This is a genomic window from Albidovulum denitrificans (assembly GCF_002973535.1).
GTDB classification, from domain to species: domain Bacteria; phylum Pseudomonadota; class Alphaproteobacteria; order Rhodobacterales; family Rhodobacteraceae; genus Albidovulum; species Albidovulum denitrificans.
Genome location: NZ_PVEP01000004.1, coordinates 273242 through 288620 on the forward strand (window position 1 = coordinate 273242; position 15379 = coordinate 288620).

General features: G+C 64.4%; 13 protein-coding genes. 8 read left to right on the plus strand and 5 right to left on the minus strand.

Annotated elements, in window-relative coordinates:
- Positions 1–3 precede the first annotated feature (3 nt).
- From LX70_RS11745 to glyA, 3 genes are read left to right on the plus strand one after another with little or no spacing between them, the layout of a single operon-like run.
- The gene (locus LX70_RS11745; RefSeq protein WP_105514943.1) at positions 4–975 is read left to right on the plus strand and encodes a 2-hydroxyacid dehydrogenase; all 972 of its coding nucleotides are present in this window, start codon (positions 4–6) and stop codon (positions 973–975) included.
- A gap of 3 nt (positions 976–978) precedes the next feature.
- Entirely contained in the window at positions 979–3642 is a 2664-nt protein-coding gene (locus LX70_RS11750; protein WP_105514944.1) for a phosphoenolpyruvate carboxylase, read from the plus strand.
- A 14-nt stretch (positions 3643–3656) separates the two neighbouring features.
- Complete coding sequence (gene glyA, locus LX70_RS11755) at positions 3657–4952, plus strand: serine hydroxymethyltransferase (RefSeq protein WP_105514945.1); 1296 nt, start codon at positions 3657–3659, stop codon at positions 4950–4952.
- A 149-nt stretch (positions 4953–5101) separates the two neighbouring features.
- Here glyA and glnT read toward each other — a convergent pair whose 3' ends face one another.
- Genes glnT through LX70_RS11775 form a run of 4 tightly spaced genes read right to left on the minus strand, consistent with a single transcriptional unit; the run spans position 5102 to position 9373 of the window.
- Complete coding sequence (gene glnT, locus LX70_RS11760; protein WP_105514946.1) at positions 5102–6409, minus strand: type III glutamate--ammonia ligase; 1308 nt, start codon at positions 6407–6409, stop codon at positions 5102–5104.
- Between the two features lie 35 nt (positions 6410–6444).
- Complete coding sequence (locus tag LX70_RS11765; RefSeq protein ID WP_105514947.1) at positions 6445–7776, minus strand: FMN-binding glutamate synthase family protein; 1332 nt, start codon at positions 7774–7776, stop codon at positions 6445–6447.
- A gap of 9 nt (positions 7777–7785) precedes the next feature.
- On the minus strand, positions 7786–8475 hold the full coding sequence (locus tag LX70_RS11770; RefSeq protein ID WP_105514948.1) for a GltB/FmdC/FwdC-like GXGXG domain-containing protein: 690 nt from the start codon (positions 8473–8475) through the stop codon (positions 7786–7788).
- 1 nt (position 8476) lies between these two features.
- A complete protein-coding gene (locus LX70_RS11775; protein WP_105514949.1) occupies positions 8477–9373 on the minus strand; it encodes a class II glutamine amidotransferase in 897 nt (298 codons plus the stop codon).
- A 404-nt stretch (positions 9374–9777) separates the two neighbouring features.
- Here LX70_RS11775 and LX70_RS11780 point away from each other — a divergent pair, with 404 nt between their 5' ends.
- The 4 genes from LX70_RS11780 (at position 9778) to LX70_RS11795 (ending at position 13610) form a co-directional block, all read left to right on the plus strand.
- Positions 9778–10917, plus strand: coding sequence for an aminomethyl transferase family protein (locus tag LX70_RS11780; RefSeq protein WP_105514950.1), 1140 nt, complete (start codon positions 9778–9780; stop codon positions 10915–10917).
- A gap of 71 nt (positions 10918–10988) precedes the next feature.
- Positions 10989–11597: a dimethylamine monooxygenase subunit DmmA family protein gene (locus tag LX70_RS11785; protein ID WP_105514951.1), complete on the plus strand. Its 609-nt coding sequence runs from the start codon at positions 10989–10991 to the stop codon at positions 11595–11597.
- On the plus strand, positions 11594–12559 hold the full coding sequence (locus LX70_RS11790; protein ID WP_105514952.1) for a PDR/VanB family oxidoreductase: 966 nt from the start codon (positions 11594–11596) through the stop codon (positions 12557–12559). The genes LX70_RS11785 and LX70_RS11790 overlap by 4 nt, the downstream gene beginning before the upstream one ends.
- A 10-nt stretch (positions 12560–12569) precedes the next feature.
- Positions 12570–13610, plus strand: coding sequence for a heme-dependent oxidative N-demethylase family protein (locus LX70_RS11795; protein ID WP_105514953.1), 1041 nt, complete (start codon positions 12570–12572; stop codon positions 13608–13610).
- A gap of 3 nt (positions 13611–13613) precedes the next feature.
- Here the strand turns inward: LX70_RS11795 and LX70_RS11800 are convergent, their stop codons facing one another.
- Positions 13614–14243 carry a helix-turn-helix domain-containing protein gene (locus tag LX70_RS11800; RefSeq protein ID WP_105514954.1) on the minus strand — a complete coding sequence of 210 codons (630 nt, stop codon included), beginning with the start codon at positions 14241–14243 and terminating at the stop codon, positions 13614–13616.
- Positions 14244–14368: 125 nt separating this feature from the next.
- Between LX70_RS11800 and LX70_RS11805 the strand changes: the two genes are divergently transcribed.
- Positions 14369–15376 (plus strand): GlxA family transcriptional regulator, encoded by a 1008-nt coding sequence (locus LX70_RS11805; protein ID WP_105515002.1) that lies wholly within the window; start codon positions 14369–14371, stop codon positions 15374–15376.
- The last annotated feature ends 3 nt before the right edge of the window (positions 15377–15379 follow it).

Genomic DNA, 15379 nt, shown 5'->3' on the forward strand with positions numbered 1-15379 from the left:
GCGATGGCCAGGCCGAAAGTCCTTCTGACCCGCCGCTGGCCCGAAACGGTCGAAGCGCGGATGGCCGAGGTCTTTGACCTCGACCTCAACCGCGCCGACCGGCCGCTGGGCCAGGACGACATCCGCAACGCCATGGGGTCCTATGACGCGATCCTGCCGACGGTAACGGACCGCTTGCCCGCCCCGGTCTTCGAGATGCCGCAGGCGCGGACGAAGATCCTTGCCAACTATGGCGTGGGGTTCGCGCATATCGACACCGATGCCGCGAAAAGCCGTGGCATCACGGTGACGAACACGCCCGACGTGCTGTCGGAATGCACCGCCGATATCGCCATGACCCTCCTGCTGATGGTCGCGCGCCGCGCCACCGAGGGGGAGCGGGAGTTGCGTGAGGGGAAGTGGTCCGGCTGGCGGCCCACCCACCTGATCGGGACCAAGGTCTCGGGCGCGACGCTTGGCATCATCGGCTTTGGCCGCATCGGGCAGGCGATGGCGCAGCGGGCGCATTTCGGTTTCGGGATGAAAATCCTGGTCCAGAACCGTTCCACCGTCGCGCCCGAGGTGCTGGCGCGCTACGGGGCCGAACAGGTGGCTTCCGTCGATGACCTTTTGCCCCGGTGCGATTTCGTCTCGCTCCACTGTCCGGGCGGGGCGGCGAACCGGCATCTGATCAACGCGCGGCGGCTGGACCTGATGCGGAAGGATGCCTTCCTCATCAACACCGCGCGGGGCGAGGTGGTGGACGAACACGCGCTGGCGCAGGCCTTGTGGTTCGGCACGATCGGCGGCGCGGGCCTTGATGTGTTCGAGCGCGAGCCGCATGTGTCCGAGGAGTTGCTGGGGGCCGACAACGCCGTCCTCTTGCCGCATCTGGGCTCTGCCACGCGGGAAACGCGCGAAGCGATGGGGTTCCGGGTGATGGAGAACCTCGTCGATTTCTTCGGCGGCAAGACGCCCCGCGACCGGGTCGCCTAGGCCATGCCACGCGCACCGGGCATCCCGGCGACCGGGACCGCAGAGCCGCCCGACTATGCCGGGCAGTTGCGCCAGGACCTCGGCGCGCTTTGGCGGAACGTCATCGCCCGGCGCGCGCCGCAGGTGGCGGCCTGGATCGGGCGGAACGATACTGGCCTGCCGCCCGAAGGTGAGGCGGGGCCGTTCCTTCAGGCGATCAGCATCTGGTTCCAGCTTAGCCGGATCATTGACGAGAATGCCACCGTGCGCGAACGGCGCCAGTCCGAAGTGCAGGGCGGCGCCGAGGCGATCGAGGGCAGTTTTGCCCAGGCCCTTGCCGCCCTGGACCCCGCCACGACTGCCGAAGCATTCACCGCTATGGCCGGACAGCTTTCGGTCGGGCCGACGCTGACCGCCCATCCGACCGAGGCGAAGCGCGTCACGGTCCTTGAAATTCACCGCCGCATCTACCGCCTACTGGTTTCGCTTGAGACGCAGCGCTGGACCCCGCGGGAGAGGGAGGACCTGCTTCACGACATCGAATCCGAGATTGACCTGCTCTGGATGACCGGCGAATTGCGGCTGGAACGGCCGAGCCTGACCGATGAGATCGAGTGGGGCCTGCAATTCTTCCGTGACAGTATCTATGACGCGGTGCCGCAACTCTTCGACCGTTTCAGCACTGCCACCCGCGCCCGGTTCGGGCGCGAGGTGGAGGTCACGCCCTGCATCCGGTTTCATTCCTGGATCGGCGGGGATCGCGACGGCAACCCCAACGTCACGACCGAGGTCACGCGCGCCGCGTTGGAGCGCGCGCGGGCGGCCATTCTGGACCGCTATGCCGACGGGCTTCGCGCGGCGGCGGCGAAGATCAGTATCACCTCGCGGATCGTGGCGATCCCGCCCGAGGTCGCCGGGGCGGTCCGCGCCATCACCGCGCGGTCCGGCCGGGCCGCATTCTATCAAGGCCGCAATCCGGGGGAGCTGTTCCGTCAGGCGCTGACGGCGATGGCCGAGCGTCTGGCCGCGACGGCGGCGCGCGCGGTGCCGGGCTACGCCACGCCCACCCAGTTCGCGGCCGATCTACGCAGCCTCGACGATGCGCTGACGGGGATCGGCGCCGGGCGCGTGGCCGAACGCTTCCTGCGACCGATCCGTCGGCAGGCGGAGACCTTCGGGTTCCGCACCACGACGCTCGATATCCGGCAGAATTCGACCGTGACCACCGCGTCGCTGACCGAGATCTGGTCGCTGGCTGCGCCCGCCCCCGCCTACGGCACCCGCGCCTGGTCGGACCGGCTGCGGCGGGAGATCGGGTCGCCCGATCTTGGGGATATCGACCGCGAAAGGCTTGGCCCCGACACGCGCGAGGTACTGGACCTTCTGTCGCTGATGCAAAGCGCGCGGCAGTCGGACGATCCCGATGCCATCGGTCCTTTCATCCTGTCGATGACGCGGTCCAGCGACGACATCCTCGGCGTCTACCTTCTGGCGCGCTATGCGGGCTTTGGCGCCGAAACGCTGGACCTGCGCGTCGTGCCGCTGTTCGAGACAATCGAGGATCTGCGCAACGCGCCCGATATCTTCGACGACCTCCTCTCTGTCCCGCTGGCCCATCGCAGCCTGCGGATGCGGGACGGCACCATCGAGGTGATGCTGGGCTATTCCGACAGCAACAAGGATGGCGGTTTCGTCTGTTCGACCTGGGAACTGGACAAGGCGCAGCGGCGGATCACGCAGACGTTGGCGCGGCGCGACCTGAAGCCGGTCTTCTTCCACGGCCGTGGCGGATCGGTCAGCCGGGGCGGCGCGCCTGCCGGGCGGGCCATCGCGGCGCAGCCCTTGGGGACGGTGCATGGCCGCCTCAGGATCACCGAACAGGGTGAGGTGGTTTCGGCCAATTACGCCAATCGCGGGACCGCGCTGAACCACCTTGAACTGCTCGCCTCATCGGTGCTGTCGCACCGGCAGACGCGGGTGCGCGAGGTGGCCGATACCGATCATGTCGATGCGCTTGAGGCGCTGTCGGGCATGTCGCAGACGGCCTATGCCAATCTCCTCCGCCTGCCGGGGTTCATCGACTATTTTCAGCAGGCAAGCCCGGTGGAGGAGCTTGCGATGCTGAAGATCGGATCGCGCCCCGCGCGCCGGTTCGGTGCGCGGAGCCTGTCGGACCTTCGGGCGATCCCCTGGGTCTTTGCCTGGTCGCAGAACCGCCATCTGCTGACCGGCTGGTACGGGTTCGGGACGGCGGTCGCGTCCTTCCGGCAGGTCCGGGGCCGGGAAGGCGACCGGATCCTGACCGACATGTTCGCGCGCCACCGCCTGTTCCGCCTGATGGTGGATGAGGTGGAGAAATCGCTGCTGCTGAGCGATATGCAGATCGCTGCGGGATATGCCGGTCTGGTGACCGAGGCAGAGGTGCGCGATCGGGTGTTCGACCGTGTTCGCAAGGAACACGAAAGGTCCGTCGCCGCCGTGGGCTTCGTCACCGGCGGTTCCGCGATCGGGGCGCGCTTTCCCAACATGCGCGACCGGCTGGAACGGCTTCGGCCCGAGCTTGACCGCATCAACCGCTTGCAGGTCGAACTGCTGCGCGCTTTCCGTTCCGCGCCCTCGGACCGGGCGCCGATACCCTTGATGCAATCCATGAACGCCATCGCCGCCGGTCTGGGCTGGACCGGCTAGAGAAGGAAGACGACATGACCATATTCCGCCGCGACCCCGGTTTTTTCACCGAGGCACTGTCCACCCGCGACCCGGAGCTTTTCGGCGCGATCACCGGCGAACTGACCCGCCAGCGCGATGAGATCGAGCTGATCGCGTCGGAGAACATCGTCAGCCGCGCGGTGATGGAGGCGCAGGGGTCCGTGCTGACGAACAAGTATGCCGAGGGCTACCCCGGCAGGCGCTATTACGGCGGTTGCCAGTTCGTCGATGTGGCGGAGACCCTTGCGATTGAAAGGGCCAGGGCGCTTTTCGGCTGCGACTTTGCCAATGTGCAGCCGAATTCCGGCAGTCAGGCCAATCAGGGTGTGTTCGCGGCGCTGTTGAAGCCCGGCGACACGATCCTTGGCATGAACCTCGCCTCTGGCGGGCATCTGACGCATGGCGCGGCGCCGAACCAGTCAGGTAAGTGGTTCAACGCGATCCAGTACGGGGTGCGTCCGCAGGACAGCCGCATCGACTATGATGAGGTGGCGGCGCTGGCCAAGGAACACCAGCCGAAGCTTATCATCGCGGGCGGGTCGGCGGTGCCGCGCGTCATCGACTTTGCCCGCTTCCGTGAGATCGCGGACAGCGTCGGCGCCTGGCTGATGGTGGATATGGCGCATTTCGCGGGTCTGGTCGCGGGGGGGCAGCATCCCTCGCCCTTCCCACATGCCCATGTCGCGACGACGACGACGCACAAGACCCTGCGCGGGCCGCGCGGCGGGATGATCCTGACCAATGACGAGGAGCTTGCGAAGAAGATCAATGCGGCGATCTTTCCCGGTATCCAGGGTGGCCCGCTGATGCATGTGATCGCCGCGAAGGCCGTGGCCTTTGGCGAGGCGCTGCGGCCTGAGTTCAGGACCTACGCCGCGCAGGTGGTGAAGAACGCGCAGGCGCTGGCGGCGGAGCTGATGAAGGGCGGGCTGGATATCGTCACGGGTGGGACGGACACGCATGTAATGCTGGTCGATCTGCGGCCGAAGGGTGTGAAGGGGAACGCGACCGAAAAGGCGCTGGGCCGCGCGCATATCACCTGCAACAAGAATGGCATTCCGTTTGACCCGGAAAAGCCGACCGTCACCTCCGGCATTCGCCTTGGCACGCCGGCCGGCACCACGCGGGGCTTCACGGAAGCCGAGTTCCGCCAGATCGCGCGGCTGATCATCGAGGTGGTCGACGGGCTGGCCCGGAACGGTGAGGATGGCAATGGCGCGGTCGAGGACGGGGTGAAGGCCGAGGTGGCCAAGCTTTGCGCGCTGTTCCCGTTGTATCCGGGGCTGTAGTTCCGCAGAATTGGCCCGGAGCAAAGGGGCGTCAGCGCCGCCGGGCCAGCGGCCGACCGCCCGCACATGTCCGCACCCTGCGCGGGATCCGAACCTCCAACAAAAAAGCCCCGGCTTGCGCCGGGGCCAGGAAGACCCGGGGATCTGGGTCAGATGTCGAGCGTGTTGTCGTGTTCCCAGCGTGAGAAGTGGGACACGAAGCTGTTCCATTCCTGCTGCTTCAGCTTGAGATAGGCGGTCGAGAATTCCTCGCCCATCATCGCCTTCAGGGTCTTGTCCTTGTCATAGTCGCGCAGCGCGTCGAGAAGGTTCAGCGGCAGCTTCGGCGCGCCCTTCACCTTGTGACCTTCCTGGTACATGTCGATGTCGTAGCGGCGTCCCGGATCGGCCTTGGTGCGGACCCCGTCGATACCGGCGGCAAGGATCACCGCCTGCATCAGGTAGGGGTTCGCGGCGCCGTCGGGCAGGCGCAGCTCGAACCGGCCGGGGCCGGGGACGCGGACCATGTGGGTGCGGTTGTTGCCGGTCCAGGTGACCGTGTTCGGCGCCCAGGTCGCGCCGGAAGAGGTGCGCGGCGCGTTGATCCGCTTGTAGCTGTTGACGGTCGGGTTGGTGATCGCCGCCAGCGCCGAGGCGTGTTTCATGATCCCGCCAAGGAAGTGTCGACCCCTCTCGGACAGGCCCAGTTCCTTGCTGTCATCGGCAAAGACGTTGGTCTTGCCGTCAAGGCTCCAGACCGAGATATGGGCGTGACAGCCCGACCCGGTCAGGCCCTTGAAGGGCTTCGGCATGAAGGTGGCGCGGAAGCCGTGCTTTTCGGCCACCGACTTGACCATGAACTTGAAGAAGCTGTGCTTGTCGGCGGTCTGGAGCACGTCGTCGTATTTCCAGTTCATCTCGAACTGGCCGATCGCATCCTCGTGGTCGTTCTGGTAGGCCTCCCAGCCGAGTTCCAGCATGTAGTCGCAGATTTCAGAGATCACGTCATAGCGGCGCATGATCGCCTGCTGGTCGTAGCAGGGCTTTTCGGCGGTGTCGTAGACGTCCGAACAGGCCGTGCCTTCACCGTTCAGGATGAAGAATTCCGGCTCCACCCCGGTCTTGACGCGCAGCCCTTCCTTGGCGGCCTCGCCCACCAGCTTTTCAAGGACGACACGCGGCGCCTGATCGACGGGCTTGCCTTCCATCGTGGCGCGGGCGGCGACCCAGGCGACGTCCTTCTTCCACGGCAGCTGGATGGCGGAATCGGCGTCCGGCACCGCCATCAGGTCGGGATGGGCCGGGGTCAGGTCAAGCCAGGTGGCGAAACCGGCGAAACCCGCCCCGTCCTCGGCCATGTCGTTGATCGCCTGCGTCGGGACAAGCTTCGCCCGCTGACTTCCGAAGAGGTCGGTGTAGGAGATCATGAAATACTTGACCCCCCTTTCCTTGGCCCATTTGGCAAGGTCTTTGGCCATATGATAACTCCCTGTAACGTATTGTTTTTTGTGGATCAGAAGCCGCCGTTGCGGCCGGGGATCCAGTTGGTTCCGGCGATGGGAACGCCTGCCATCGCCGCTGCCTCGATGGTCAGCGCGCAAAGGTCCTCGGGTTCGAGGTTGTGCAGGTGGTTCTTGCCGCAGGCCCGCGCGATGGTCTGCGCCTCAAGCGTCATCACCTTCAGGTAATTGCGCAGGCGGCGGCCGCCCTTGACCGGGTCGAAGCGGTTGTAAAGCTCCGGGTCCTGGGTGGTGATCCCGGCCGGGTCCTTGCCTTCGTGCCAGTCGTCATAGGCGCCTGCGGTGGTGCCAAGTTTCTGGTATTCCGCTTCAAGCTCGGGATCGTTGTCGCCCAGCGCGATCAGCGCGGCGGTGCCGATCGCCACCGCGTCGGCGCCAAGCGCCATCGCCTTGGCCACGTCAGCGCCCGAGCGGATGCCGCCCGAGACGATCAACTGCACCTTGCGATGCATGCCAAGGTCCTGAAGCGCCTTCACGGCCTGCGGGATACAGGCAAGGATCGGCTGGCCGACATGTTCGATGAACACGTCCTGCGTCGCCGCCGTGCCGCCCTGCATCCCGTCAAGCACGACGACATCGGCCCCGGCCTTCACCGCCAGCGCGGTGTCGTAATAGGGCCGCGCGCCGCCGACCTTGACATAGATCGGCTTTTCCCAGTCGGTGATCTCGCGGATTTCGAGGATCTTGATCTCAAGATCGTCCGGGCCGGTCCAGTCCGGGTGACGGCAGGCCGACCGCTGGTCGATGCCCTTGGGCAGGTTGCGCATCATCGCGACGCGGTCAGAGATTTTCTGACCCAGAAGCATCCCGCCGCCGCCGGGCTTGGCGCCCTGACCGACCACGACCTCGATCGCATCGGCGCGGCGCAGGTCGTCGGGGTTCATGCCATAGCGGGAGGGCAGGTATTGATAGACCAGCGTCTTGGAATGCCCGCGCTCTTCCTCGGTCATGCCGCCGTCTCCGGTGGTGGTTGAGGTGCCGGCCTCGGACGCGCCGCGCCCAAGGGCCTCTTTCGCGGGGCCGGAGAGGGCGCCGAAGGACATCCCCGCGATGGTCACCGGAATATCGAGATGGATCGGCTTTTTCGCGAAACGGGTGCCGAGCCAGACATCGGTCGCGCATTTCTCACGGTAGCCTTCCAGCGGGTAGCGGCTGATCGAGGCGCCGAGGAACAGGAGGTCATCGAAATGCGGCAGGAAGCGTTTCGTGCCGCCGCCACGGATGTCATAGATGCCGGTCGCGGCAGCGCGGCGGATGTCGGCGTTCACCGCGTCGCTGAACGTATAGCTCTTGCGCGGCGGGGTATGGGGAAATTCGCTGGTCATGTCTTTGCCTCAGTAGGCCGACGCATTGTCGATGTTGAAGTTGTAGAGCTTGCGGGCAGAGCCATAGCGGCGGAACTGTTCCGGCTTGGCCTTGGCATCGGCCTCACCGCGCCGCAGCAGGTCTTCGAGCAGTTCAAGATGCTCGGGCCGCATTTCCTTTTCGATGCAGTCGGCGCCCAGCGACTTGACGTTGCCGCGCACGAAAAGCCGCGCTTCGTAAAGGGAATCCCCCAGTGCGTCACCGGCATCGCCCAGAACGACAAGGTTGCCGGATTGCGCCATGAAGGCCGACATATGGCCGATATTGCCGTGGACGACGATGTCGATGCCCTTCATCGAGATGCCGCAGCGGCTTGAGGCGTTGCCCTTGATGACGAGAAGGCCGCCGCGCCCGGTTGCCCCGGCATACTGGCTGGCGTCGCCTTCCACGATGACGGTACCCGACATCATGTTTTCGGCTACGCCCGGCCCGGTGGAGCCCTGAACGCGGATCGTCGCCAGCTTGTTCATCCCGGCGCAGTAATAGCCGGTCGTGCCGCGCACGGTGATGTCCACCTCGGCGTCAAGTCCGACGGCAATCGCATGGCTGCCGCGGGTGTTGATGATTTCCCAGGCGGTCTGGTTGGTGGTTCCGCTCAGGCCATGGAGGGTCTGGTTGAGTTCGCGCAATCCCCGCGCGGCAAGGTCGAATGTCTGCATGTCAGTGATTCCAGAAGTAGACGGTTGCAGGCTCCGGCTCCCAGACGCGGGCGTCCTCGATGCCGGGAAGATTGACGAGCGCACGGTATTCCGAACCGAAGGCGACATATTGGTCGGTTTCGGCCATAACCGCGGGTTTGCAGGCGATGGGGTCGCGGACGACGCCGAAGCCATCCTTGGTGCCGACGACGAAGGTGAAGAACCCGTCAAGGTCGTCGAGCCCGGATTCGAGCGCTTGGCCGAGGTTCTGGCCCTCTTTCAGCTTCTGGCTGACATAGGCTGCCGCGACCTCGGTATCGTTCTGCGTCTCGAACGTGGTGCCGAGACGGATCAGTTCACGCCGGAGACCGTTGTGGTTCGACAGCGAACCGTTGTGGACAAGGCACTGGTCCGGCCCGGTCGAAAACGGGTGCGCGCCCAGCGTCGTGACCGCGGATTCGGTCGCCATGCGGGTATGGCCGATCCCGTGGGAGCCCTTCATCTTGGCCAGGTCAAAGCGTTCGGCCACGTCCTTCGGCAGGCCGACCTCCTTGTAGATCTCAAGCGCGTCACCGACGCTCATGATCTTGAGGTTCGGGCGCAGATGGGCCAGCGCGCTGCGGGCGGCTTCGGTCTGATCGGCCGGAAATTCCAGAACCGCGTGGGTGCTTTTCACCATCATCGCGACCGGCTTGCCGATCGCTTCCTTCAGATCCTTGTCGAGATCGGCGAAATCCTTGCCCGGTTCGGAGGACTGGACGGTGATCTTGGTCAACCCGTCCCCGGCGTCGCCATAGATGGCGATACCGGCGCTGTCGGGGCCGCGATCCGTCATGGTCACGAGCATATCCGCCAGCATGGCGCCCAATTTGGGTTCAAGAGATTTGTCCTTAAGGAACAGTCCGACAATGCCGCACATGATTTGATTCCCTTGCTGCGTTTCCAGCAGGCTAGCAGCAAGGTTTCGCAGCAGCAACTATGAAGAAAAAAATATTCTTGTTAGGGAATCGTGGGCGGCGCTGACCTGAGGTCCCTTAGGCCGGGCGGGTTCGCCGTCTTCGCGTACTTCCGCTTGCACGACGCAGGATCGGCGGCGGGTCGCGGGGCTATACTGTCAGTAATGAAATATTCTTGCGAATGCATTTTTGCCACCCCATAGTCGGGCCATGGGAGTGCTGCCGCTAAATTCTTGGGTCTTGGGCCGCGAAGATTCTTCGCTGCCTCACGGGCATTCCCGAACAGTATGGCAGCAGCGACCGGCCGGGCTTTCCACCTGATGCGACGGCCGGACAAGCAGGAAACGCAAAAACAAGGGAGTGTTCAATGACGGCATCTTGGAGGTTCTCCACACTCGGCGATCGCCATCGCGCGCTGGGGTCTGATCTGGAAGACTGGAGCGGGATGGGGACGGCGTGGTCCTACAGCAAGGGCGATCCTGAGCAGGAATACCTCGCCATCCGCACCAAGGCCGGGCTGATGGATGTGTCTGGCCTCAAGAAGGTTCATATCACCGGACCGGCGGCCAGCCATGTGATCGACCGCGCCACGACCCGCAATGTCGAAAAGATCATGCCGGGCCGGTCGGTCTATGCGACCATGCTGAACGACGCGGGCAAGTTCGTAGATGACTGCGTGATCTATCGCACCGGGCCGAATGCCTGGATGGTCGTCCATGGCTCCGGCGGCGCGCATGAGCAGCTGACGATGGCCGCAACGGGGCGCGATGTCTCGATCCGTTTCGACGACAACCTGCATGACCTGTCGTTGCAGGGGCCGCTGGCTGTCGATTACCTGCAAAAGCATGTCGAAGGCATTCGCAACCTCAACTATTTCAGCCACATGCAGACCTCGCTGTTCGGCAAGCCGGTGATGATCTCGCGCACCGGCTACACGGGTGAGCGCGGGTATGAGATTTTTTGCCGGGGTCAGGACGCGCCCGCGATCTGGGACCGTATCCTTGAGGAAGGCGCCTCGATGGGGATCATTCCCTGCCGGTTCACCACGCTCGACCTGCTCAGGACCGAAAGCTATCTGCTGTTCTTCCCCTACGACAACTCCGAGATGTACCCGTTCGAGAACGAAGGCCCCGGCGATACGCTCTGGGAGCTTGGCCTCGATTTCACCGTCTCGCCGGGCAAGACCGGGTTCCGGGGTGCCGAGGAGCATTACCGCCTGAAGGGCAAGGAGCGGTTCAAGATCTGGGGCCTGAAGCTTGACGGCACCAACGCGCCGGGCAACGGGGCGCCGGTCTTCAAGGGCGACAAGCAGGTTGGTGTGGTGACGCAGGCGATGTATTCGCCCCTGAACAAGCACAACATCGCCATCGCCCGTCTGCCGGTCGATTGTGCCAATGACGGGACCAAGCTGACGGTTCGTTGTGGCACGCATGGCGAGATTGCCGCGACGACGCATTCGATGCCCTTCTACGACGTCGAGAAGAAGCGGCGTACCGTGAAAGGCTGAACCCCGCGGATGGCGGCCCTTTGCGGCCGCCGTCCGTGACCGAAATCGCAAGACAAGGAAGTCACCGGGGCATGTCCAGATTCCAGTTCCCCAAATCCATCCAGAGCCGCCCGGTCTATGGCACATTGTCGGCTCGCACCGGCAAGGCGCATCTGATGGTCGCCGACGCCGAGGGCGCCGAGGCGATCCTTGACCTCGCGGCGGCAGAGCCCGCGCTGATGGCCCGCGTGCATGTGATCTACATTCCGAAGGACACGGGCACGACCTATGTGGAAAGGCTTCGCGCCGCCGCGCCCGCGCAGCTTTACGTCGGCCCAAGCTTTGCTGCGGCACAGCCGCGCCTGCGCAAGGCGCTGGCCGACGCGCATATGGGGTTGCAGATCTACCTTGCGGGAACCGAGGGCCTGATCGGCCTTGCGATGCAGGATGCGATTGCCGCGGGGTTCCCCGACGGCGCGATCCAGACCGAACATCGCGGATCGGTCGCCCGGCGCGTGCAATGCGTGCATTGCAAGGGGATCACCGAGGACGTGTCCCAATCGCCCTTCGTCTGCGCCCATTGCGGGCTTAACCTTTTCGTGCGTGACCACTACTCCCGCCGTCACGCCGCCTTCCAGGGGGTCTGCATTGATGCAGAGGACCCAGGCGAGGTGCCAGCATCGGAGGGTCTTTATCAATGAGCGCCGGAACCCGGAAACTCGACGTGACCGTGACCGAGGTGGTCGAGGTCAACGACCTTGTGAAGCGCTTCCGTTTCGAACGCAGCGATGGCGGCGAGATGCCGACCTTCTCTGGCGGCGCGCATACGGTGGTGGAGATGAAGGATGGCGACATCACCCGTCTGAACCCCTATTCGCTGATGTCCGATCCGCGTGACCGCAAATGCTTCACCATCTCTGTCCGGCGTGACGAAACGGGGCGGGGCGGGTCACTTTTCATGCACCGCAACGTCAAGCCGGGCGATCGCATGACGCTCAGCTTTCCGGTGAACCTGTTTTCGCTGGACCTCAGGGCGAAGAAGCATCTGATGATCGCGGGCGGGATCGGGATCACGCCGTTTCTGGCGCAGATCAGGCAGCTTGACGCGACCAACGGTCATTTCGAGCTGCATTATTCGGTCCGCACCGCCGCACTCGGCTCTTACGCCGAGGAGTTGAAGGCGCAGTACACCGACCGGGTCCACGTCTACCACGACGACCGGAAAGAGGCGATCGACCTTGCCGCGCTTCTCGACGGTCAGCCGCTTGGCACGCATCTTTACGTCTGTGGGCCGAAGGGGATGATCGACTGGGTTTGCCGCACCGCCGAAGCGCATGGCTGGCCGTCCGAGGCCGTGCATTATGAGGAATTCCTGGCCCCGCAATCGGGCAAGCCCTTCACGGTGACGCTGGCCTCTTCCGGTCGGAAGATCGAGGTGGGGGAGCATCAGAGCATGCTTGAGGCGCTTGAAGCGGCCGGGGTGGATGCGCCCTATCTGTGCCGGGGGGGCGCCTGCGGTCAGTGCGAAACCGATGTCGTCAGCCATGACGGGAATTTCGTTCACCGCGACCACTGGCTGACCGACGACCAGAAGGCCTGCGGCAACAAGATCATGCCATGCGTGTCACGTTTTGAGGGGCGGTCCCTCGTCATCGACCGCTAGGAGACGCGAAATGACCATCCAGTTCAACGACGAGACGTTCTACGACGACTATACCTTTCGCAATTCGGAATGGGCGATCCGGCGCTTTCCGTTCCCGTTCCACGAAGACAGCTACATGTATTCGGTCAACCTTGAACCGCACCTGTCGCTGCGCCCCGGTTCGGTCTTCGAAAAGACCTTTGACGTGGACGAACACTATGTCTCGGAAATGCGGGACCGGGCGCGGGTTCTGGCCGAAGATCCGCTCCGGTGTCAGTCGCTTCCGCATATGACGCTGGCGGGCTGGGACCTGCTTGAGCTTATCATGGACGCGAAGGCGCGCGAGTATCCCGACCTGTTCGAGCTTCACCGCGATGGCGACCGCTGGCACTGGATCAACAAGCCCCTGGGGATCGACCAGACCTTCACCTTCCTTGACGAAACCACGCTACCCTGTGGGCCGATGGAATACATCACCCGCCAGGCGCAGGGGGATTTCGCGCTTCTGGACCACCGCGACGACAACCTATGGATGGATGCGGGGATGGTGACGACCCAGGCGGACTGGAGCCTGGATTTCGACATCGGAATGAACTTCTACGAATGGCACGCCCCGGTGCCGAAGGCGCATGAGATGGGGGTGTTCCAGCGGGCGCTGAAATTCCTTCTGAACCTCCAGCAGGGCGCCCCCGTGCGGCGGCTGAACTGGACCATGACGGTCAACCCGCTTCTCGATACCAGCCCCGAGAACTATCACAAATGGGGTGTGCAGAAGACCAGCGTCACCCCGGAAAACGTGGGCAGCAAGTATCACCTGCGGGTAGAGTTGCAGACGCTGTTCCGCCTGCCGCGTTCCAACGCGCTGGCCTTCCCGATCCGCTGCTACCTGATCCGGTTGGAGGATCTGGCGACGGTGCCGAAATGGGGCCGCCGCCTGCACCGCGTGCTGCGCGACCTGCCGGAGGAGCTTGCGACCTACAAGGGCTTCATCCGCAACCGGCCGATGATCGTCGATTATCTGTCGCAATTCGACGACGGGGCCGAAACCTCACCGGGGATCTGGCCGGATTAGGGTCTATTTGCCCTGCACATAGGAAATGATCGACAGGTAGCGGGCCGGGAGTTTGACAAGAACCTCTGGCCCGTGCGGCGCGTCGGCGTCGAAGAACAGCGAATCGCCGGGTTTCAGCGGATAGACGTTGTTGCCGTGGCGGTAATCGACCTCCCCTTCCAGCATGTAGAGCATCTCGATCCCTTCGTGCTGAAAGGTCGGGAAGATGTCGGAGTTGGACGACAGCGTGATGAGATAGGGTTCGACCACGACGCCCGAGGTATTGGCCCCCAGATGGCCGAGAAGGTTGTACTGATGCCCCGCGCGGGTCCCGCGCCGCTCGATCTCAACCCCTTCACCGGCCTTGGTGTGGACGGCGTGGTGGACGTCCTCGAACCGGCGGAAGAAGGAGGTCAGCGGCACGCTCATCGCATGGGCCAGCGTTTGCAGGGTGGAGAGGGAGGGCGAGGTATTGCCGTTCTCGATCTTCGACAGCATCCCGATGGACAGGCCGGTGCGGTGCGACAGGTCGGCGATGGTCATGCCGCTTTGGTGGCGGAAGGCGCGCACCTCGCGCCCGATGGCGACCTCAAGAATGTTTTCGCGTTCTTCCCTGACCTTGTGGGGGTCTTGTGCCAAAAGTGCTGCGCTCATAAAAACCTCATAGAAAGCCCAGGGGAACCGAAGCGGGGTGGGGATGGAACGCCTGCCCGAAACTCGGGGCTCCATGTCGCCGACGCCGCTTCCGTCCGCCCGTGTTTCCTGTAAGTAATATGGATATGCCTCCTGTTCAACGCGCAATCACCATCGGCTTCCTGATCTTCCCGGGCTTCCCGATGTCCTGCCTGACCTCGATGATCGAGCCGTTGCGCGCGGCGAATGAGATTGCGGGCCAGAGGGCGTTCCGCTGGCAGATCCTGTCCGAGGCGGGCGCGCGGGTGGCGTCAAGCGCCGAGGTGGTCTTTGACCCCGACCTTTCCCTCGCCGACGCGCGGGAGATGGAATATCTGTTCCTCCTTAGCAGTCCCTCGGCCAGTTTCACCGACCGGAAAAGCGCCGAGGGGCAGTTGCGTCGCCTCGCCCGGCACGGGACGGCCGTGGGCGGCGTCAGCGGCGGGGTGTTCCCCCTGGCGCGGATGGGGTTGCTCGACGGCCACGCGGTGTCGGTCCATTGGTGTTACGAGGCCGCTTTCGCGCAGGAATTCCCCGGCCTTCAGATGCGCGATGAGGTGATCGTCTTCGACCATCCCCGCTACACCGTCTCGGGCGCGGCGGCGGCCTTTGACCTGATGCTGAACTTCATCGAGGCACGGCTGGGCGCCGATGTCGCGACCGAGGTCGCCTGCTGGTTTCAGCATCCGGTGGTCCGGGGCCGGGGCGTGCGGCAGAAGACGCCCACCTTCCGCCGCGACAGCACCGCCGATCTTCTGCCCTTGCCGGTCGCCAAGGCCGTGGAGATCCTGAACCGCCACGTCTCAGACCCGATCGCGGTGGAGGATCTGGCGGAGAGCGTCGGCGTGTCGCCACGCCAGCTTGAGAGGCAGTTCAAGAAGGCCACCGGGCAAAGCCCGTCGCGCTATTACCGGATGCTGCGGATGAAGGCGGCGCGCCAGCTGGTGCTGTATTCGAAAGAGACGATGCCGCGCATCGCCGCCGCCGTGGGGTATGAGACGGTCGCCCCGCTTTTGCGTCACTACCGCGAGGAATTCGGCCTGAACCCCGCCGAGGACCGGGACAAGATCAACCGCTTTCGGGTCGAGGACAACCGCCCGCTGCCCTCGGCATAAGGG